Here is a 21,432-nt window from a genome sequence, read left to right on the forward strand (position 1 = left end):
TTTAAGAACAAAAACTGGTAAAAATCATTTTTATAGCTGTTTTAAAAACAAAACTTGATAAAATGAAACGATGAATTCATTTTAAAGGAGTGAGTGATGAAAAAAGTTTTTGGCTGGTATTTTAAATCAAACTTAGCATATAGAATACTAGGAGCTTTAGTAATTGGCTCTATTATCGGAATGATGGTTCCAAAAGGAGTGATTTTATTTGGAAATACAACTTTACTTAACGTAATTGCACCATTTGGAGATCTTTTTATAAGACTTTTAAAGATGATAATTGTGCCAATTATTGTAGCTTCTCTTATCATGGGAACAAGTTCAATCGAGCCATCAAAACTTGGAAGAGTTGGTGGAAAAGCAGTATTTTTTTACTTTGTAACAACTCTTTTTGCCATTATTATAGGTTTAGCGTGCGCTTTTGTTTTTCATCCTGGAAGCGGGCTTGATCTAAGCGATGCATCAGTTGCTGTTTCTAAAACTGCGACCGCACCAAGCATTAGTGAAATATTTTTAAGCATAGTTCCTACAAACCCAATAAGCTCTATGGCAAATACAGATGTTTTAGCAATAATTTGTTTTTGTATATTCTTTGGTGTTGGCTTAGCCTTTTGCAAAGAAAGCAGTGATGAAAGAATAAAAAACTCAGCAAATACAGTTTTTAACTTTTTTGATGGTGTTAGTGAAATAATGTTTAAAATGGTGCATTGGATTATGCAATACGCTCCAATAGGTGTTTTTGCTCTAATGTTTGCTGTGTTTAATAAAAGTGGAGCTGGAGCTTTCTCATCACTTGCAAATGTTACAATAGCACTTTATGTAGGACTTGCACTTCAAGTAATTTTAGTTTATTGTGGAGTTTGTCTCCTTATGAAACTAAATCCGATTGATTTCATAAAAAAAGTAAAAGATCCAATGCTTACAGCTTTTGTTACAAGAAGCTCAAACGCAACTTTGCCTATTTCTATGGATACAGCTGAACATAAAATGGGTGTTCCAAAAGGTGTTTATAGCTTTGTTTTACCTGTTGGAGCAACTGTAAATATGAATGGAACTACTGTTTATCTTGGAATTTGCTCACTTTTTATAGCAAATGCTTGTGGAATTGATCTAACTATGGGACATTATATAACTATTGTTATCACTTCTATATTGGCAGCTATTGGAACAGCAGGAATTCCTGGAGCTGGAGCTATAATGCTTCTTTTAATACTTGAATCAATTGGTCTAAAAGTTGAAGGAAATGTAGCAATTGCTTATGGTATGATTCTAGGAATAGATGCAGTTTTAGATATGGGAAGAACATCTATGAATGTCGTTGGAGATGTTGTGGCTTCTATTTGGGTTACTAAAACTGAAGGCGAACTTGATGAAAGCAAATGGGAACACATTTAATTTTTAAGAGGCTTTGTCCTCTTAAAAATTTATGAATTTATTTACGATTTTATATAATAAAATATCTATATTTTAAAAACTATCTTTAAATTTATATAGCTTAATATTATTTTAAGTATTTAACTGATTTTTTTAAAAACCCCTACCTAAAATCATATAAAAAATTGTGCTAATTGCAATGCTTAAAAGTGCATTTTTAAATCTAATTTGCATGATTAAACACACTAAAACTGATAAAATTTCAACTACGTAGTATGAGTTTGAATCAGTTGTTTTTAAAGCATAAAAAACCAAAATTACCATTACAAATAAAGCACTATTTTTTTCTAAATAAATTAAAGTTTTATTTTGCGATTTATTTTTTAAGAAAAAATATGGCAAAGCTCTAGTTAAAAATGTAGCAACCCCTGCTACAACCATAACACATAAAAGTAACCAAAGCGAACTATTTGAATCTATTTTTAAATTTATTAAATCCAACATTCTCTCCAAAAAATTCCCTACAGCTTAAAATTATAATAAAACCAACTAAAATGCTTGCAACTAGCATATACTCTTTTGGTAAAAATAAGCCCAAAATTCCAACCAAAATTGAAATAGCCAAAAGATTAAAATTCATACTGTGTTTAAAGGTTTCATAGGCTAAAACTATAAACAAACTTACTAAACAAAACTCTATTCCACTGCTATTAAACTCTATATTTTTGCCTATTAAAATACCAATAATAGTTCCAAATATCCAATAAATTTGATTTAAAAAAGGAATTAAAAAGTAAATTTTATCTCTGTTTTTATCACTAATTTCAATAGTTTTTAAAACTGCAAAACTCTCATCTGTTAGAGCAAATAAAGTATAAAATTTATATTTTAAATTTACAATATCACTCATTAATGAAATTGTATAAAACATGTGGCGTAAATTTAAAAGAAATGTTGCTATAAAAACTTCAGCTAAATTTGTCCCAGCACTAAGCAAAGCAACTAACAAAAACTGCCCACTTCCAGCATAAACAAAAAAACTAAAAAGCACTAACACTCTAGCATCTATATCGCAGCTAACACCCAAAATCGAGTATGCCATACTTAAAGGAATATAACCAAACATAACAGGCAAAGTAAGCTTAAAAATATCTTTGTTTTTCAATTTTTCCACCAAATTTTTATAAATTTGTGATTTTAACATAATTTTCCTTAAAAATATATTTCATTTAAGTTATTTTTAATAAAATTTCGGTATAATTAATTCTTTTATTGCTACAAACTACAAAGGAGTTTCCCAAATGGCATCAAATACAAAAAAACCACTTACAGCAAAACAATCACTAGAAGAAGTTGAAGAGCTTTTTAAAGAAAATGAAAAAGGGTATGCAACTTATGAAAAACTTATTAAGCTTTTTGATAAAAGTCCAACCCAAGCAAATACTAAAAAAATAGAGTCTTTAGCTAAAAAATATAAAGTTACCCTAAAAACCTCAGCTGAAGTTGCGGAAATAAAAAATATCGAAGATGCCAAAAAAAAGGCATTAAAAGCTAAAAAATATATAGAAGAAAATTTAGATGAAGAATTTGATATAACAAATGAAACAGAACTTTTAGAATGGGGTAGAAGTGAAAATCCAGTAAGAATGTATTTAAGAGAAATGGGACAAATTTCACTTCTAACAAAAGAGGAAGAAATTGAAATAAGCAAGCAAATTGAGCTTGGTGAGGATATCATAATAGATGCTTTTTGCTCGGTTCCGTATTTAATAGACTTTATACTTGATTATAAAGTTCCTTTAATAAATCGCGAAAGAAGAGTAAAAGAGCTATTTAAAAACTTTGATGAAGATAATAGCGAAGAAGATGATGATATCGAAGATGAGGATTTTGAAGAAAATGAAGAGGATAAAAACTCAAATAGAGAAAAAAGAAACGATAAAAGAGCTGTAAGAGTCACAGAAAGTTTTAAAGCACTAGAAAAAGCCAAAAAAGACTGGCTTAAATATGCAGAAAAAAACGAAGATATTATAAGAGAAGGTGAAGATATGCTTTATGCAAAACTTAGCCTTACTTTTAAAAAGAAAATTTTAAAAGAAAAACTTATGGATCTAGGTCCTACAAGCAAACTTATAAATGAGATAGTTAAACAGATGGAAACTGCTTTAAAAAGCGATGATCATTTTGATAAGGAGCTTAAAAGACTTGAATATAGACTCCCTCTTTTTAGCCCAGAGCTTAAGGAAAATCATGCTAAAATTTTAAAAGATATCACAAAATTAAGCAAAGATGAAATAACTGAAAGAGTTCCTGAAGCAACTATGGTTTCTACTTATGTCGATATCAAAAAGCTTTTCCAAACAAAAGAGGCAAGTAAAGATAGCTTTGATATGGATCCAAAAAGACTAGAAGTTATTTTAGAGCAAATTAAAAGAGGTAAAAATATTTCAGATAAAGCAAAAGGTAAAATGGCAAGATCAAATTTAAGACTTGTTGTAAGCATAGCTAAGCGATACACTAACCGTGGACTTCCATTTTTAGATCTTATACAAGAGGGAAATATTGGCTTAATGAAAGCAGTTGATAAATTTGAATATAAAAAAGGTTATAAATTTTCAACGTATGCTACTTGGTGGATAAGACAAGCTATTTCAAGAGCGATTGCTGATCAAGCAAGAACTATAAGAATTCCTATACACATGATAGAGACAATAAATAGGATAAATAAAATAAATAGAAAATATATCCAAGAAGAAGGAAAAGAAGCAGATATTAATGTAATTGCTGAAGAAATTGGCATGAGCATAGATAAGGTAAAGCAAGTTATTAAAATAACAAAAGAGCCAATAAGTCTTGAAGCACCAATTGGAAATGAAGATGATGGAAAATTTGGTGATTTTGTAGAGGATAAAAGCTCACCTTCACCTATAGACAATGTACTAAACGATGATTTAAAAGAACAAATTGATGCAGTCTTAGAACAACTCAATGAAAGAGAAAGAACTGTTATTAGAATGCGTTTTGGGTTGTTAGACGATGAAAGCGATAGAACCTTAGAAGAAATTGGAAAAGCACTTAACATAACAAGAGAAAGAGTTCGCCAAATAGAAAGCTCAGTGATTAAAAAACTAAAACATCCAAAAATTGGAAGAGAGCTTAAAAACTATATAGAAATGAACTTTTCAAAAAATTAAATATATTTAAAAAACACACATGGCTCTTTTAAATAATAATTTTTAAAGAGCCATATTTTTACCCTGATTTTTTATAATGATTTTGGAATTTCTAACAAATTTGAATATATTGTAAAATTTTTAAAATAATATTTTAGCAGTATTATCAACAAACCAAATAAATATATCATTAGCCAATACATGGTAAAATTACCAAAAATTTTAAAATTCGAATAGGCAATAATTAATTAAATATAGTTTTTTAAAACGCTTAAAATTTTATATTTTATTTAATGGATTTTGTGAATAAAATTAGTAAAATAACTCTATATTTAAAAATTTATTTTGAAATACCCTAAATTTATACCACTACATAAAAATCGTTGGATAATAAAGATAAAATTTAAAATTTCATCTTTATTTTTATTGTATTGAATGGGCTATATAACCTGTTTCTTTATATATGGTGATAATGCCATTTTTACTTCCACCATCGCTTATTGTTATATTGCAATCATTGTCCAAAAGCCCATCTACTCCAACCACGCCTGAGAAATTAGAATAAGGTCTTCCTGTCTCATCAAATATTATCTCAGTTGGCCTATCATTTCCACATATAAGACTTACACTTGTTATACCATATTTTCTTTCAAGATTTAGCTCAGGTGAGCCTGTTGGATTTAAGTCTTTACCAGGTGCTTGTGGATTTTTAGCATTTGTATTTCCTGAAGTTATAGAATAACTATTATTATTAAAAGTTATTTTCCATCTATTTCGGTACCAATTAGGATCTTTAGGATCATACTTGTCATCTAACATCGCAAGGTGTTGTGTATATCTTACGTGTGAAGCTACTTGATTAGTTGCTTCAACTAATGTATCTCTATCTACTCTAGGTATGACAGCAACTGCCAAAATACCAACAACAACTATTATCATAATAAGTTCAATCATTGTAAAAGCTTTTTTATAACATTTCATAAAAATCAACCTTTTGTATAAATATTTAAGATTATAGCATATTTTTATAAAAACTTAGATAAAAAGTCTACTCTATCCTATATGTCACATATCCAGTTTCTGCATGTACTGTAATAATAGCTCTTTTATCTGTGCCATCACTTAAAGTTATAGTACAATTGTCTTTTAAATATCTTTGCACGGATTCTTCATAAGTTATTTTTTTATAATTGCCAGTTGTGGCAACTTTTTGCATTGGTCTTCCCACTTCATCAAATGAAATTGATTTATTTCTATTATTGTTTTTAGTTCCTCCCCCGCAGTTTTTGGAAAAACTAATTTCTTTTATACCATATTTTTTCTCTATATTTAAATTTGGATTTCTCTTTGCTTTATCGGAATTTGACATACCGCTCCAACCAGCACTTAAATATCTATTTGGATTATTAGGATCTTTTGCTACTTCGTTTGATGAGTTTAAATTTCCACTTGTTGTTGTATCACTATAAATTTGATAAGCTAGGCAGTTTCCTTGACAGTTATTATTATTTATAGAATAAGCATTTGCAGTAAATTCTATCATCCACCTTTTTTTATGCCAGTTAGGATCATTGGGGTCATACTTATTATCCATCATTGCAAGGTGTTGTGTGTATCTTATGTGTGAAACTATTTGATTTGTTGCTTCAAGCAAAGTATCTCTGTCTATTCTGGGTATAATGGCAACAGATAAAATCCCCACAACCACTATTATCATGATAAGCTCAATCATAGTAAAAGCTTTTTTATAAAACATATATAATCCTATAAAGTAATTTTATATATTGTATCAAAAAATATAAAACTCTGCTTTTAAGACTCCTGTATTCTTTATCTTTATAATATGTTTTGGATTTGTGATTGCCTCACTAGATAGGATAAGACTTGAGCCTCTTTCTATGCCATAAAATTTTAGCCTTAAAGCAAGCTCATCGTCAAAAACTACAATTTTAGTTAAATCTAGTTTTTTTAACTCTTTTGCAAGCTCTTTTGCTATGTCGTATTTATAAATAAAATGTTTTTGTGGATTGTTTTTAAAAAATAAAAAGTATTGAAGCTGATTAAAAACAAGAAATAGCGATGAAAAAGCCAAACTAAAACCTAAAAATAAAGCCAAAATATTATATTTTTTTCTAAATTTTGGAAGCCTAACTCTATAAGAATTAAAAAAAACTCTAATGATTAATGGCACTCCTATAACGCAATATGGCAAAAACTCCTCTAATTCAACCTTTTGCCTAAGAGATAGTATAAGGCTTGCACAAAAAGAGGTTATAACTATAAACCAAAGGATATTTTTCTCCTCTTTTACCCAAATTCTATAAACACAGTAAATAAAAAATAAAAATAAAAGCGGTGAAAAAACAGCTGCATAAACCCCAATAGTATCTAAAAAATAGCTTTTTGGCTTTCCGCTTATATTAAAATCATAAAAAATAAAAGTTAAAATAAAAAGTAAAAATGAAGGTATGAAAAGCTTTTTTTCATTTTTATAAAGCCCGTAAAAAAATACTCCTAAATACAATATATTGAAATATTTATCTATAAAAACTGAAATAATTAAAATAAAAATGGCTAAATTTGTCTTTTTAAGCTCAAATAAATACAAAAATAAAAGCGTAAAAAATATAGAAATGCCTGCCATATTTACTAAAATTGCACTTGTCATAACTCCTGGCAAAAACATATATAAAACTACGCAAAATAGCCTATCAATCTTTCTTTTTAAAAGTCTTTTTGATAACCTATAAAGCAAGATAGAATTTGCTAAACTAATCACTAAAAAAGGAAGCCTTAAAGCATAGTCATTTTGTCCAAAAACTCTACAAGATAAATTTATAATTAAACTTGCTAGATTTGTATCATTATAAAAAATCTTTGCCTCATAATAACTTATACTTAAATTTGAAATCGCATATAGTAAAAAAATAGCATTTATCATAAAGATAAAAGCAAATAAAAAATCTTCATTTTTATAAATTTGATTAAAATTTCTCAATTTAAACTCTTTTTAAGCAGTATTGAAAAAATAAAAGATATAAAAAGCATAAAACTCATAAAAAATAAAAATCCACTCCAACCGGAATTTGTGTAGATAAACCCTGGTAAAAAGCTACCAATAGATCCACCAAGATAATAAAAGCTTACATAAAGTCCGTTTGCAATTCCTTTATGATTTAGATTTATTAAATTTATATATCCAGAGCCGCAAGTGTGCGATAAAAAGTTACCAAAACATATAACAAGCATAGCAAAAAACATAATATAAAAATTATGTGTATGAAGCAAAAATGTTCCTAAAATAAATATCACCACACCACAAATCATACTATTTTTACTACCATTTAAAAATTTATTAATTTTAGCAATATTAAATGATATTATAAGTCCTATAAGCCATCCTGCATACATAATTCCTGTTTTTGAACCGCTATAACTTCCATCTATTTTAACAAGCTCAAATGGTAAAAAATTAAGCACTCCTTGAAAAGAGAAAAATATAAAAAATATATATAAACAAATAAATGCATTTTCTTTTATTAAAAACATATTTTTTATATCACTTATTTTTGGCTTAATTAAATTTGAGCCTTTAGCGCCACTAATTTTTGTAACTAAAAACGATGCGATTAAAAGCAATATTCCAATTACAATAAAAAAAACTCTCCAATTTCCAAAAATATCGTTAAATAATCCAGATAAAAATCTGCCCAAAAATCCACCTAAAATGGTAATTCCTATATAAATACCTATATTTTTACCAACAGAACTTTTTGGTGAGTTTATGGAAATATAACTCATTATCCCAGTCAAAGCAGCTGGAGCTATAAGTCCTTGAAGCCCTCTAATCATCAAAAGAGCTAAATAGCTTGATGAAATTGCAAAAGCAATTTCTAAAATACCAAATATTAAAAAAGCGAAAATAAGTATCTTTTTAATAGCAAATTTTTCTAAAATATATCCATAAAAAATACTTGCAAAGGCAAGAGGAGTTAAAATAGAAGTAGTAAAAAGAGAGGCTTGAAATTTAGAGATATTTAAAATTTCTTCAAACAGTGGCTGCAGTGGCTGGGTGGCATACATAACACAAAGTGTTAATATAGCACACAAATACATCACAAAAAGCTCAAATTTACTCACTTAAAATCCTTAAATTTAACTCCAAATTTTAAAATTTAAATTTTTGATTCAAAGGTATCATTTTCCCAAAAAAACTCTATCCATTCATTAGCTTCTTTTACTGTAAAATCAGGCTTTATCAAAGCTCTTTCTTTAAAAAATAAAGTCGCTATTTTAAACTCAATTTTTGGGTATTTTTTGGTTAAAACTTTATAAATTTCAACCATACTTTCACCGCTATCTATCATATCATCAACTAAAACTACTCTTTTATAACTACTTAAATCAGGCATATTAAAAATTTCAACCTCATCAAGTTTTTTTGTATCATCATAATGAACTGAATTTAGTGCAAATAAATTTCTGCTTTTGAAAATAGTAGCTAAAAAATGTCCAGCTGTTAACCCCCCTCTTGCAATTGCAACAAAAGCATCAGGCTTAAAATTTTCATTAATTTTTTTTGCTAAATCTCTTATATCTTTATCAAATTCTTCATAACTGTAATAAACCATATTTTTTCCTATTTTATAATAAATGACAACAAGCTAATAAAAGCAAGAGTTAAAATTCCGATATTTATAGGCTCTCTCTTTACCAACTTTACAAAAAAGTAAGCTACAAATCCAAATGCCAAACCTGTTGTTATAGAATAAGTCAAAGGCATTAATATAACTATAAAAAACGCCGCAACCGCTGTAGCTTGGTCACTAAAATCTATTTTTGATAATTCACTAAACATCAAAACCCCAACCATAACCAATACTGGATAAATAGCATTTGGCGGAATTGCTTTAAAAAGTGGCAGCATGAATAAAGTTAAAATAAAAAACATTCCAGTAAATACCGCAGTCAAACCAGTTCTTCCACCTTCTTCCACACCACTTGCACTCTCAGCAAAAGCCGTTGTTGTGCTTGTTCCTAAAAATGAACTTGTAGTTGAACCAAGAGCATCAACCACCAAAGTTTTTTCAAATTTTTTCATACCATTTTTATCATCAAAAAGTCTTGCTCTATTTCCAACACCTGAAAGTGTTCCAAGTGAGTCAAAAAGCTGAGTTATAAAAAATGTAATTATTGCTGGAAGTAAAGCTAAGCTTAAAGCACTTTTTATATCAAGCTCTAAAAATATAGGAGTAATCGAACTTGGAAGTGAAAAAAAGCTAGTTGGATAAGGTGAAATTTTAAAAACCCAAGCAATTATTGAGGTTGTTAAAACAGCTATTATAAAGGCTCCTTTTACTCTTAATGCCCAAAAGCAAATCACCATTAAAAGTCCTAAAAGCCCAATTAAAGTATTTGTATCGTGGAAATTTCCTAAAGTTACAAGTGTTGCATCACTATGAACTATTATACCCATTTGCTTAAGTCCAACAAAACTTATAAAAGCTCCTATTCCAGCACTAATTGCAAGTCTTAAATCTTTTGGAATACTTTTTAAAATCCAAACTCTAAACTGAGTAAAAGATAAAATTAAAAATATAAATCCACTTATAAAAACAACCCCCAAAGCTGTTTGCCAAGGAATTTTCATGCCCATTACAAGTCCAAAAGTAAAATAAGCATTAAGCCCCATTCCAACACTCATTGCAATTGGTGTATTTGCAATAATTCCATTTAAAACAGTTGCAAAAATTGTTATTAAAGCTGTTGCTGTGATGAGTGCTTCCATAGGCATTCCAGCATTGCTCATAATTATTGCATTTACAGGAACTATATACATCATAGTTAAAAAAGTTGTAAATCCAGCGCCAAACTCGGTTTTAACGCTAGTTTGATTTTCTTTTAGTTTGAAAAAATCCATTAATAAACCTTTATTTCATTATATAAACTATCTCTTTCAACAGGAATAAGCCCAGAGGTTTTAATAAGCTCTATAAAATCTCCAACTTGAGTGCCTTTATCGCTACTTGCACCAGCGCTACTTTGAATGCTTTCTTTTTCTATAGTGCCATCTAAATCATCACATCCAAACTCCTGTGCTACAAGTGCTAAATTTATAGTTGTTGTAGCCCAATAGGCTTTAATATGTTTAATATTATCAAGCATTAATCTTGAAATAGCAAATGTTTTTAAAATTTCAACCGATCCTAAAAATTCCTTGATTTTTAAATAATTGTTATTTCTTTGATAAACAAGTGGAATAAATGCATTAAATCCACCTTTTTTGTTTTTAATAGCTTTATCTTGCACATCTCTAAGTCTTAACATATGATCAATTCTATTTGCTCTAGTTTCTAAATGTCCAAAAAGCATAGTTGCATTACTGTCACGCCCCATTTTATGCCAAATTTCATGTATTTTAAGCCACTCGTTGCTTTTTACTTTTCCATTGCAAATTTTTTTTCTAACCTCTTCATCAAATATTTCAGCTCCTCCACCAGGCATCGAATCAACACCGTAGCTAACCATTTTTTCTAAAACTTCTTCATAGCTAAAACCATTTTTTCTAGATAAAAAATCAACCTCAGCAGCTGTCATTGCCTTGATATGTAAAAAAGGATATTTTTCTTTTATTTTTTTAAAAATTTCTAAATACCACTGCCAAGAAACATTTGGATTGTGGGCTGAGACGATGTGAATTTCTTTTGTGCCTCTTTTTACCGTTTCATCAACTATTTGCATAATCTCTTCATGACTCATAGTGTAAGCTTTATCATTTTTTCTATGAGATGAAAAAGCACAAAACAAACAAACATCAGCACATAAATTTGTGGGATTTATATGGCGATTTAAATTAAAATAAACTTTTTTGCCATTTATTTGCTCTCTTTTTTTATTAGCAAATTTTCCTAAAGTATAAAGATCAAGATCATAAAGCTTTAATCCATCTTCGTAATTAAGTCTTATATCATTTTCTAATTTTTCTAAAATTTCCATTTTTATCCTAAAAATAAAATTGAAATTACATTATAAGCCTTTTGCACTTAAAAAAGCTTTTATTTTTATAAATTTATGAATTTTAAAGTTAAATTTACTAAATTTGCCTTTGTTAAACTTAAATTTGTATAATGCTTAGTTAAAAAACAGATATTTGTTATATAAAAGGATAAATTTATGTGTGGTATAGTTGGCTATATTGGTAAAAAAGAGAAAAAAAGTATAATATTAAACGGCTTAAAAGAGCTTGAATATAGAGGATATGATAGTTCAGGAATGGCTGTTATGGATGAAAATGGAAAGATTGATTGTTTTAAAGCTGTTGGAAAAATAAAAAATTTAGAAGAAAAAACTAAAAATTTCAGCTCAACAGGACAAGGTATAGCAATAGGCCATACAAGATGGGCAACTCATGGAAAACCAACTGAGATAAACGCTCATCCACATTTTGGAGAATATAGTTTTGTAATCCATAATGGCATCATAGAAAACTATAAAGAATTAAAAGATGAACTTGAAAAAGATGGTATTAAATTTTTAAGCCAAACAGATACAGAAGTCATAGTTAAACTATTTGAAAAAACAAATCAAAAAGAAAGTGATCCATTTAAGGCTTTTAAAAAAACTATTTCTAAACTTGTTGGAGCTTATGCGATACTTTTAATAACAAAAAAAGCAAATGGAGAGATATTTTTTGCAAAAAATGCAGTTCCTTTAATAGCTGGCAAAAACGATGATGGTGAAATCTTTTTTAGTTCATCAGATTCACCATTAATAGGATTTTTAAAAGATGTTGCGTACTTGGATGATAATACTTATGGCGTAGCTAAATTTGGCGATATTAAATTTTTTAAAGATGAAAACGAGATAAATCCAGCTAAAAAAACTCTTCCTAGCGATAGAAGTTTTGCTCAAAAAGAGGGTTTTAGATTTTTTATGGAAAAAGAAATTTATGAACAAAGCGTAGTTGCAACTGAAACACTAATGGGAAGAATAAAAAATAGTCAAATTTATCTTGAAGAGCTTGATAAAGAGCTTTTTAATAACATTGATGAAGTTATAATGTGTGCTTGTGGAACAAGCTATCATGCAGCCATAACAGCAAGCTATTTATTTGAAAGAGTTGCACAAATAAGAACAAAAGTTGAAGTTGCAAGTGAGTTTAGATACAAAGATCCAGTTTTAAGAAAAAACTCACTTTTTATAGTTATTTCTCAAAGTGGTGAGACAGCTGATACATTAGAGGCTTTAAAAATAGCTAAAGAAGCAGGTCTTAAAACTCTTGCAATTTGTAATGTTGATAATAGTTCAATTGTTCGACTTGCTGATAATACTCTTTTAACAAGAGCTGGAATTGAAAAAGGAGTTGCCTCTACAAAGGCCTTTTCAACACAAGTTATAACACTTTGGCTCGTTGTTTTGTATCTAGCAAATTTAAATAAAACAATAAGTCAAAATGAGTTTGAAAAAGAACTTAAAACTTTACTTAAAATTCCAAAAATTTTAGAAGTTCCATCTGATTTACAAGAAAAACTTCACCGTTTAAGTAAGCACTATCTTCATGGGCATGGCTTCTTCTTTATAGGAAGAGATGTTTTTTATCCACTTGCACTTGAAGGAGCTTTAAAATTAAAGGAAATAAGCTATCTTCACGCAGAAGGATACGCAAGCGGAGAAATGAAACATGGTCCAATTGCTCTTGTTGATGAAAGACTTTATACAATTGCTTTAATGCCTGAAAATATGCTTTATGAAAAAACAAGAAGCAATGTTGAAGAAATTGTTGCAAGAGACGGATTTGTATTTGCACTTAGTCCAAAAGAGTTTGATTTAAGTGATGATTTTATAAAAACAAGCAAACAAAATCATTATATGAGCGAATTTTTTGAAATGCTTGTAATACTTCAAATTTTTGCACTTGAAGTTGCTATAAGACTTGGAAATGATGTTGATATGCCTAGAAATTTAGCTAAAAGTGTAACCGTGGAATAAAAAGAGATAAATATGATTTTTAAAGATGACTTTATTTTTATCGAAAGAGAAATTTCTCAAATTCCTTGGATTAAAATTTTTACAAATGATGGTAAAAAAGAACTTAGTTTTTGCGATAAAGATACTATAAATAGACTTTTTGAAGCTGTTTTAATAGGTGAAAAAACTATGCTTGAGTTTTATAAGCCTAAAAAAATAAATATTGCCTCTTTTGCAAACTATGTTCCAAGAGTGCATTTTCATGTTATGGCAAGATTTGAAAATGATGATTTTTTTCCAGAATCAATGTGGGGCAAAAAACAAAGAGATTTAGAAATTAATTTTTGCAAAGATTTTGATAGTTTTTGCGAAAAATTGGCTAAAAATTTAAAAATTTGCTAAATATAAAAATAAAAAAATTATTGCTTTATTATTTATTTAATCTATTTAATTAAGATATATTAAATTTAATTAAAAAGGATAGAAATGAAAAAATTTTTATTTTCACTTGCGGCTTGTTCGCTTTTAACACTTAGTCTTGCAAATGCAAAAGAATACATAGTCGATACAGCTCACACAGATGTTGGGTTTAAAATAAAACATATGCAAATTAGCAATACAAAAGGAAATTTTGCTGATTTTAAAGGAATTGTTGATTTTGATGAAAAAACTATGAAATTAAATAAACTCGAAGCAACAATTCAAACAGCCTCAGTTGATACAGGAAATGAAGGAAGAGATGAGCATTTAAGAGATACTGACTTTTTTGATACTAAAAAATTTCCTGAAATGAAATTTGTAATGACTGATTTTAAATTTGATGATGATGAAAAAGATGAAGGTATTGTAAAAGGCGATTTAACAATAAAAGGCGTTACAAAACCTATCGAGCTTGAGTATGAATTTGGTGGTATATCAAAAGGAGATGTTGAAAAAATAGGCTTTAATCTAAGTGGAAAAATAGATAGAACTGACTTTGGTGTTGGTGAAAAAAGTCTAGCAATTGGAAGCGAAGTAAAGCTTGATATTGAAATTGAAGCTGACGCAAAATAATAAATATTAAAAAAAATCCAACTTAAGTTTTTAGGTTGGATTTATAAAACTAATATAACACTATCAATATAATTAAATGCTCTCTTTGCAATTATATAAAACTAATTACGGCATTGACATAAATAAATTTGGTATAATTCCACTTTCAAGTCAAATAAAATACACAAAATAAATTTGTTTAATTTATAAAAATTAGAAAAGGAAGCGAAATCAAAACTTTTAGAAATTTAATAATTTTATTTTTTTTATTTTCTTTTTTAATTTTAGGATATATGTTTTTTGAGTATAAAATAGATCAAAGCGATGAAAAAATAAAAAGATTTTTTGATTTTAACGCTGAACTCCTTCTAAATACTATAGAAGAAGAAAGGCTTAATGTCCTTGCATTATCGCTCATTCTTTCTCAAAATGATGATATAAAAAGTTGTTTAAAATATGAAAATAAACAAACCTGTGAGAAAAATCTAAAATTTTATATATCAATTTTACAAAATGTTCCTTTATATAAGGATATTTTAATTCATCTACATTCAAATGATTTAAAAAGTGTAATTAGAAGTTGGGATGATGAAAAAAAGGGAGATGATTTAAGATATTTTAGACACACTATATATGAAACTAAACAAAATAAAACACCAACATCAGGAATAGAAATAGGAAAATGTGGAGTTTTTATAAGAGGGGTTTCTCCTGTTTTCGCAGATAGTAATTTTTTAGGAAGCATTGAGGTTATGCTTGGCTTTAATCATCTTTATACTCTTTCAAAAAGACAAAAATATGATCTTTTAATCCTTATAAAGGATAACTATAAAATAGAATGTTTTAAAAACTCACATATAAAAATTCATGGCTTTAACATAATTGATAAAAATGATATAAATTTAAATATTTTACCTTTTTTGGACAAAATAGACTTTAAAAATCAAAATTTTATTAAGCTTAAAAATGATTATTTTTACTCAAAAAAACTATATGATTTTAAAAATAATCATATTGGATATATCATAATGCACAAAAACTCCAAATCAAAAATTAATGATATTTTTTAAATATTATCTAAAAGTTTTTCTTCATAGAGTGGAATTTTATAAATAAAAATCGATCCTTTTTTAGGGGTTGATTTAACATCATATAAAATATCGTTTTTATTGCAAATTTTCATAACTATATTTAGTCCTAATCCAAATCCACCCTGTGATTGGTTTTGTCTTGTGTATCTTTGCCAAATAGTATCAACATCTTTTATCCCACATCCAAAATCTTCAACTATAAAAATGACAAAATTATCATCGCTTTTTAAATAAATATTTATTTCGCTACCCTCGTTTGAATATTTTATGGCATTTGATAGGTTATTATCAATCAATCTTGTTGCTTCAATTTCACTTAAAAATACCTTTAAATTTGGTGAAATTTCACTTATTATTTGTATTTTTTTGCTATGGGCGATTGTACTTGAAAAACGAATTCTATTTTCTAAAAAATTAGAAAAATTTAATACTTTTTTTGGAAATTTTATACGATCATTTTTTATAAAAAACTCAACATCTTCATAAGTTATTTTCATCTGTTTTAAGGCTGCTTTTATACGATGTGTTTGTTTATTTCTAGTTTCTAAAATTTCTAAATTTATACTTGCAACACCAAGTGGGGTTTTAAGCTCATGCATAGCATCATTGAAAAATGTATTCATCATCTTTTTTTGCTCTAAATATGGCTTTGTTATACTGACATAGACAAAATACATAACCAATGTGTAAATCCCCACAAAAATGAGAAAAAAGTTTTTACTTAAATGAGAAAATTAAGAGCTACATTTTTCTCATTTTAATGCGAAAAACTAAATATTTAAGTATTAAAAACGCTCTAAACTTCTTTTAAATTTATCTTAAACTTTCCCCTGCCTCTTATAATTCCTACAAACATTCCTACTATCTTACACTCATAGATGCTGTATCTTACTGGCAAGTAGATAGGATTATAAGATATTAGCATAAACTCATCACCTTGCTTGTAGCACTCTTTTATCATAAGTCCATCAGGTGTGTTTATGGCATAAATTTCACCATCTTTAAACTCGGCTCCCACTGCTATAAAACAACTATCCCCATCCATTATATATGGCTCCATACTCTCGCCAATGGCTTTGATTATATCAATCTTTCCTAAAAACTTAACATTACTTTTTTCTAAAATTTGCTCACTTATAACCACATTTTCAAAGCTTTCATCATCGTTATTTGCCCCACCTCCTAAAGAAGCCCCCACATCAAACATCCTTAATGTTTTTAAATTATCGCTATTACTAGCATCCTTGCCATAAAAAAATAGATTAATTGAAATCCCTTCTTTAAACAAAAAGTCCATTATCTCTTTATATGGCACTGAGTTTCTAAATTTAAGTTGCGCGTAGTTATTTGGATCTATACCCAAAGCATCAGCCACGTCTTTATCTTTTATGAGTTTATCTTTAAATTTATTTGATAATATATCTTTTAATCTTTCATTTATCTGATCCATTGTCATTTCTTGCTACCTTAATTATAAAATATAAGCTAAATTTAGCATATTTTTGTATTAAATTAATAAAATATTATTTTTTATAATTTATTTTTATAAACAACAGCCAAAGCACAGTATAGTAGAGTTATACTCTTTTTATAAAAGTAAAGGAGATAAAATGATATTTATAAACTTAGAAGCAAACGATATAAGCATTATAAAGGAGCTTTTTATGGAAGAAGAAGTTTATAGCGATACAGCTGTTCAAATTGATAATAAAATAGGTTATATAAAAAACTCAAATAGTGCTCAAAGCGTTTTTTATTATGTTAGTGGGCATTTAGATGGTAAAACACTTTATCTAAAAAATGGTGAGATAAATCTTGGTTATTAAAGGGCGATTAATCACCCTTTAAAGTCTTAGTAATTCATTATTATAAGCTCTTTAGCCTTTTTATTTATTGAGTTTATATTTAGGCTATAATTAGTTGAAACCTCTTTAATATTAAAGTCTTTGTAAAGCTTTCTTACCACCGGGCAGTCATTATATGAAAGTATAAATTTAGCCCTTACACCTTTTAAAATAAAAGCTAAGTTCTCATGGCTTTTTAAATCAAACGTCCTTGGCATTTTGTAGTAACTTTCAGTTCCAACATATGGTGGATCTAAATAAAATAAAGTCTCCTTGCCATCATACTCTTTTATAAAATTTTCATAACTTAAGTTTTCTATCACAGCCATTTTTAAACGCTTACTATAAATTTCAAAGCTTTTATAGATGTTTTTTGGACTTCTTAAGCTTTTACTCATCGCAAAGTTATCCATCTTAGCTCCAAAGCTAAGGCTTATCAAATAGTAGTAAAACGCTGCTTTTTGCACATTATTTCTTGGCTTTATAGCTTTATTTTTTATTAACTCAAAAATCTCTCTACTTCTTAGCATATTGTTAAGCTCTATTTGAAGACTTATGGGTCTTGACTTTATAATTCGGTGCAAGTTTATAAGATCACTATTTATATCATTAATAATTTCTAGCTTTGAAGGAGCCTTTTGGTAAAATACGCTCAAAGCACCACCAAATACTTCAGCATAGGTTTTATGCTCTGGCATTAGGGCTATTATATCTTTTGCTAACCTTGACTTCCCACCAACCCAAGCAAATGGGGCACGACATTTTGCATAAGTTTTACATTTTAGTTTAAAGTTTTTCATAACTTTCCTTTTAAAATGTAATTTTTTTAGCATAAGTTTTAAATAGTGGTAAAATGCCACTTGCATAAGTTTTACAAGGGGGGTTTCCCCCTAAAATAACCTTATACTCTCTACCTTAAAATCACTTCTTAATAAAGTATAATGCCTAAACTCATCACTCTTAGAAGTCTTTATGAACCTAATTAGTCCGCCATCACTAAATTGGTAATTATGCAGTCTAAACTTAATACTTGCTTCTAACTCATAAAGTTTTTTAAGACAAAGTTCTAAATTCTCATCAACACTATCACCCAAATAAATGCTAAAATAAATATCCTCAGCCCACCCATCAAATGTGTCAAGTTCATTATCATTTGGCACTACTCTTATAAGCGGGAAATCATCTATATTTATACTTCTTTCAAGTCCTATTTTAATGCTTTTTACATCTATATCATTAAGTAAGGCTACCAAACGCTGCATTATCTCAAATATGCTCATCACTACTCCTTATAATAGGGCACTTTTACCACTTTATCGCCAACTTTTAGCTTTATAAAGCCACTTGGACTTTGAGGCAAAGTAGTTTCGTTTAAATCACTTGTACTAGCTAGTATCAACTCTCCAAACACATTTAAATTCTTAGTATAAAAATCATTTTCTTTATTTCCATTTTTAAGGGCGTAGTCTTTTAAGCTTTGGGCTTTTACATAAAGCTTTAATGTCTCATTTAGCTCAGTTTTTAACTGATAATTCTTTAAATTTGCATCAACTTCATCTTTTGTATAAAGCTTTTTAAAGTTATCATTTATGATGATTCGCCAACTAGTAACTCCAAGTTCCATTGTTTCAAGTCCGTTTGTAAGTCTTGCCATTGTTTCTCCTTTTAAATAGTTATACTAACTTCTTTACTTAAAAACCCACCCTTATATGCTACTTGCCACAGATAAAAAGTAGTCCTTGGGCTTGCTTTTACCTCAAATCTCTCACCTTTTGTTTCATATACATTTTCTTTATTGTCTTCAAACCACTTAATTATGATTTTATTTTCATTTAACCCCTCATCAACCCCTGCTATTAAATTATCAGCATTTCGGTAGTTTGCTCCATGAAGTCTAACGCAGTTTTTCCACTCTAAGATAACTTTTTCACCCTCTCTAAAAGCTTTTAAATTTGATGGTGGGTATGGATATTTACCACCTTGTGAGTGAGAAAAACTAAGCTTTTTAACTTCACTTTTTACAGCGAAATTTGATACTTCATAAAAAAGTGTTGTATTTGGTGCAATGAGTGGCAAGGTGATAAGATCATTTGCATCAACTGGTGCAAACCAAACTTTAGCTCCTTTTAAATGTCTTGATATCTTTGTTCCACTAAGTCCTCTCATAAGTGTTTTAACTCTCCATTTGCCACCACCTAAACTCTGTCTAAATTGAAAATTTATAAACTCATCATCTATTAAACAAGTAAATTTAATTCTTTGCCACCCAGCCCTTGTTCCTTTTACAGGCCATAAAGGAGTTATCTCATCTATCTCGAAATTTAGCTCATCACCCATTTCCTCGCTTATTTCAAAATCCTTACTTAAAACACCTAAGCTCCATGGCTTAATATCCACGCTTTTTCCACTTAAGCCATCTCTTACACTCATCTTTTGTATAAAGCCCTTTGGTTTAACCATAAGCGGTAAAACTCCCATCTCATCGCCCATTTCTATGGTGCTTTCAACTGCGCCGAAGTGCTCTAGCTCCTCAATGCTTAAATCTATTGGCTTGTAAAGATCATCTTGAACACTTGTAATAGTTATGTTTTTTAGCGCAAATACATCCTCACAAGCCTCCACGCTAAGGCTTCCTTCTTTATCACTTCCTATATTTAGCACTCTTATTGACATATCACTTACACCTAAAGCTTTATTTGAAAAAAGTAAAACATCTCCAACCATCAAGTTTTTAAACTCATCACTGCTTACCTCAAATCTTAAATTTGCCAAAGGATAGCTAAGTTTTCTCATAAGTCTGGTTAGGACTTTATTTGCGTTAGTTGCATTTGTTATACTCATATACTCAACACTAAAAGCTCTTTCAAAGCCAAGAGTTTGCCTTGTAGCTGAGTTTATGGCACTTACACTTGCCTCACTAAAGCTACCACGCTGGGTATATTTAACCGTAACCCTTGAATATGTCTCATCCCAGGCCTTTCTTTTAAATTTCAAATTTGCCACATTGCTTTCATTTATTAGGAGCAGATCACTTTGTTTATAGTTATCTCTTAATAATCTTAAAGTTAGTTTTCCACTACTTGGATTTATGCAAAGTACTCCATCAATTGTTCTTAAAATCTCTTGCACCCACTCTTTAGCTTCTTGAGGTTTACTCATCACAAAGCTAATGCCAAGACCTTCTTTAACTAGTGCTTTATTGGCATTTATAAAACTACTCTCATCAAGGACGTTTTTATCAAGTCCGATTAAATTTACCAACATATACCATAGGGCTGAAGATGGATTAACATCACCATTTATCTCATCATTTATCTCATTATTATTACCCCAATTAGTTAAAGAAGTTCTTTTTACAACGCACGAGTAATTTGGTGCACTTCTTACATTGTCACCAATAAATCCATTCAATACGAAATAAGCCGTGTTTTTATAGGCTAAACTCTCTCCTGTTTGATTTGTTAGATACTCATTAGGGAAGTCCTGCGTCCCATCGTAAAAATGAATAGTTGATTTTGAATTACCACTTCCATGAGTTGGAGCATTTCTACCAGTTACAGCAGCAAAACTTCCACACCCTTTTAAATTGGGCTTTGCACCAATATCTCCATTTAGTCTAAACTCCAAAAGCTCATCAACCTTTGTGCATAGGGCATAAGCCAGTCCTAAAAAGTAGGCAAAGCCTATAACTTGAGATGAGCTACCACTACCTTTTCCCATTTTAACTCCTTATTTCAGAACTTCTTAAATCTCCATACCAGATAACATTTCCTCTTACATGACATGTTCCAAAAACTTCTGGCACAACCCTGCCATTTGAGTTTGTTGGATAGTTAAAATCATCAAGCCCAGCTGATGAGGCATTATCCATAGTTGGAGTTGGCATCATAAGATATACTGCAACTAAGGCTACTGCAGCGATTGCTGCAATGATCGCATAAAACATAATTA

Annotated in this window: 23 protein-coding genes; 7 read left to right on the plus strand and 16 right to left on the minus strand. The window is 29.0% G+C overall.

Annotated elements, in window-relative coordinates; all coding sequences use genetic code 11:
* Positions 1-96: 96 nt before the first annotated feature.
* Complete coding sequence (locus HMPREF9309_RS07080; protein ID WP_016647250.1) at positions 97-1,395, plus strand: dicarboxylate/amino acid:cation symporter; 1,299 nt, start codon at positions 97-99, stop codon at positions 1,393-1,395.
* A 132-nt stretch (positions 1,396-1,527) separates the two neighbouring features.
* Here HMPREF9309_RS07080 and HMPREF9309_RS07085 read toward each other — a convergent pair whose 3' ends face one another.
* The gene (locus HMPREF9309_RS07085) at positions 1,528-1,878 is read right to left on the minus strand and encodes a branched-chain amino acid transporter permease (protein ID WP_034907913.1); all 351 of its coding nucleotides are present in this window, start codon (positions 1,876-1,878) and stop codon (positions 1,528-1,530) included.
* Positions 1,841-2,578 carry an AzlC family ABC transporter permease gene (locus HMPREF9309_RS07090; protein ID WP_016647252.1) on the minus strand — a complete coding sequence of 246 codons (738 nt, stop codon included), beginning with the start codon at positions 2,576-2,578 and terminating at the stop codon, positions 1,841-1,843. Before HMPREF9309_RS07090 ends, HMPREF9309_RS07085 begins: the two co-directional genes overlap by 38 nt.
* A 97-nt stretch (positions 2,579-2,675) precedes the next feature.
* Here HMPREF9309_RS07090 and rpoD point away from each other — a divergent pair, with 97 nt between their 5' ends.
* Positions 2,676-4,568, plus strand: a complete 1,893-nt coding sequence (gene rpoD / locus HMPREF9309_RS07095; RefSeq protein ID WP_016647253.1) for an RNA polymerase sigma factor RpoD — start codon at positions 2,676-2,678, stop codon at positions 4,566-4,568.
* Between the two features lie 402 nt (positions 4,569-4,970).
* On the opposite strand, the gene HMPREF9309_RS07100 is transcribed toward rpoD, so the two are convergent.
* The 7 genes from HMPREF9309_RS07100 to mqnE form a co-directional block, all read right to left on the minus strand.
* Positions 4,971-5,528 carry a pilus assembly FimT family protein gene (locus HMPREF9309_RS07100; protein ID WP_016647254.1) on the minus strand — a complete coding sequence of 186 codons (558 nt, stop codon included), beginning with the start codon at positions 5,526-5,528 and terminating at the stop codon, positions 4,971-4,973.
* A gap of 67 nt (positions 5,529-5,595) precedes the next feature.
* A complete protein-coding gene (locus HMPREF9309_RS07105) occupies positions 5,596-6,303 on the minus strand; it encodes a pilus assembly FimT family protein (protein WP_016647255.1) in 708 nt (235 codons plus the stop codon).
* 33 nt (positions 6,304-6,336) lie between these two features.
* Positions 6,337-7,545, minus strand: a complete 1,209-nt coding sequence (locus HMPREF9309_RS07110; RefSeq protein WP_016647256.1) for a glycosyltransferase family 39 protein — start codon at positions 7,543-7,545, stop codon at positions 6,337-6,339.
* Positions 7,542-8,687, minus strand: coding sequence for an MFS transporter (locus HMPREF9309_RS07115; protein ID WP_016647257.1), 1,146 nt, complete (start codon positions 8,685-8,687; stop codon positions 7,542-7,544). The genes HMPREF9309_RS07110 and HMPREF9309_RS07115 overlap by 4 nt, the downstream gene beginning before the upstream one ends.
* 35 nt (positions 8,688-8,722) lie before the next feature.
* Positions 8,723-9,178 (minus strand): phosphoribosyltransferase, encoded by a 456-nt coding sequence (locus HMPREF9309_RS07120; RefSeq protein WP_016647258.1) that lies wholly within the window; start codon positions 9,176-9,178, stop codon positions 8,723-8,725.
* Positions 9,179-9,186: 8 nt separating this feature from the next.
* Positions 9,187-10,467 (minus strand): NCS2 family permease, encoded by a 1,281-nt coding sequence (locus tag HMPREF9309_RS07125; protein WP_016647259.1) that lies wholly within the window; start codon positions 10,465-10,467, stop codon positions 9,187-9,189.
* Positions 10,467-11,543: an aminofutalosine synthase MqnE gene (gene mqnE / locus HMPREF9309_RS07130; RefSeq protein ID WP_016647260.1), complete on the minus strand. Its 1,077-nt coding sequence runs from the start codon at positions 11,541-11,543 to the stop codon at positions 10,467-10,469. Before mqnE ends, HMPREF9309_RS07125 begins: the two co-directional genes overlap by 1 nt.
* A gap of 177 nt (positions 11,544-11,720) precedes the next feature.
* Here mqnE and glmS point away from each other — a divergent pair, with 177 nt between their 5' ends.
* The 4 genes from glmS to HMPREF9309_RS07150 all read left to right on the plus strand — a co-directional run bounded on the left by glmS (position 11,721) and on the right by HMPREF9309_RS07150 (position 15,616).
* Positions 11,721-13,535, plus strand: coding sequence for a glutamine--fructose-6-phosphate transaminase (isomerizing) (gene glmS, locus HMPREF9309_RS07135; RefSeq protein WP_016647261.1), 1,815 nt, complete (start codon positions 11,721-11,723; stop codon positions 13,533-13,535).
* A 12-nt stretch (positions 13,536-13,547) separates the two neighbouring features.
* Entirely contained in the window at positions 13,548-13,916 is a 369-nt protein-coding gene (locus tag HMPREF9309_RS07140; RefSeq protein WP_016647262.1) for an HIT family protein, read from the plus strand.
* Positions 13,917-14,000: 84 nt separating this feature from the next.
* The gene (locus HMPREF9309_RS07145) at positions 14,001-14,567 is read left to right on the plus strand and encodes a YceI family protein (RefSeq protein ID WP_016647263.1); all 567 of its coding nucleotides are present in this window, start codon (positions 14,001-14,003) and stop codon (positions 14,565-14,567) included.
* Positions 14,568-14,839: 272 nt separating this feature from the next.
* On the plus strand, positions 14,840-15,616 hold the full coding sequence (locus tag HMPREF9309_RS07150) for a cache domain-containing protein (protein WP_016647264.1): 777 nt from the start codon (positions 14,840-14,842) through the stop codon (positions 15,614-15,616).
* Here HMPREF9309_RS07150 and HMPREF9309_RS07155 read toward each other — a convergent pair.
* On the minus strand, positions 15,613-16,314 hold the full coding sequence (locus tag HMPREF9309_RS07155; RefSeq protein WP_081634534.1) for a sensor histidine kinase: 702 nt from the start codon (positions 16,312-16,314) through the stop codon (positions 15,613-15,615). The genes HMPREF9309_RS07150 and HMPREF9309_RS07155 overlap by 4 nt on opposite strands.
* A gap of 119 nt (positions 16,315-16,433) precedes the next feature.
* On the minus strand, positions 16,434-17,093 hold the full coding sequence (locus HMPREF9309_RS07160; RefSeq protein ID WP_016647266.1) for a S24 family peptidase: 660 nt from the start codon (positions 17,091-17,093) through the stop codon (positions 16,434-16,436).
* A 154-nt stretch (positions 17,094-17,247) separates the two neighbouring features.
* Between HMPREF9309_RS07160 and HMPREF9309_RS07165 the strand changes: the two genes are divergently transcribed.
* The gene (locus HMPREF9309_RS07165) at positions 17,248-17,463 is read left to right on the plus strand and encodes a hypothetical protein (protein ID WP_016647267.1); all 216 of its coding nucleotides are present in this window, start codon (positions 17,248-17,250) and stop codon (positions 17,461-17,463) included.
* 26 nt (positions 17,464-17,489) lie between these two features.
* Here HMPREF9309_RS07165 and HMPREF9309_RS07170 read toward each other — a convergent pair whose 3' ends face one another.
* The 5 genes from HMPREF9309_RS07170 to HMPREF9309_RS07190 all read right to left on the minus strand — a co-directional run bounded on the left by HMPREF9309_RS07170 (position 17,490) and on the right by HMPREF9309_RS07190 (position 21,427).
* The gene (locus HMPREF9309_RS07170) at positions 17,490-18,281 is read right to left on the minus strand and encodes a DNA adenine methylase (protein ID WP_016647268.1); all 792 of its coding nucleotides are present in this window, start codon (positions 18,279-18,281) and stop codon (positions 17,490-17,492) included.
* 90 nt (positions 18,282-18,371) lie between these two features.
* Complete coding sequence (locus tag HMPREF9309_RS07175) at positions 18,372-18,761, minus strand: hypothetical protein (protein WP_016647269.1); 390 nt, start codon at positions 18,759-18,761, stop codon at positions 18,372-18,374.
* Between the two features lie 2 nt (positions 18,762-18,763).
* The gene (locus HMPREF9309_RS07180) at positions 18,764-19,135 is read right to left on the minus strand and encodes a hypothetical protein (RefSeq protein WP_016647270.1); all 372 of its coding nucleotides are present in this window, start codon (positions 19,133-19,135) and stop codon (positions 18,764-18,766) included.
* 11 nt (positions 19,136-19,146) lie between these two features.
* A complete protein-coding gene (locus tag HMPREF9309_RS07185) occupies positions 19,147-21,201 on the minus strand; it encodes a phage tail protein (protein WP_016647271.1) in 2,055 nt (684 codons plus the stop codon).
* Between the two features lies 1 nt (position 21,202).
* Positions 21,203-21,427 carry a hypothetical protein gene (locus HMPREF9309_RS07190; RefSeq protein ID WP_016647272.1) on the minus strand — a complete coding sequence of 75 codons (225 nt, stop codon included), beginning with the start codon at positions 21,425-21,427 and terminating at the stop codon, positions 21,203-21,205.
* Between the last annotated feature and the right edge of the window lie 5 nt (positions 21,428-21,432).

Source organism: Campylobacter ureolyticus ACS-301-V-Sch3b (assembly GCF_000413435.1).
Taxonomy (GTDB): Bacteria; Campylobacterota; Campylobacteria; order Campylobacterales; family Campylobacteraceae; genus Campylobacter_B; species Campylobacter_B ureolyticus_A.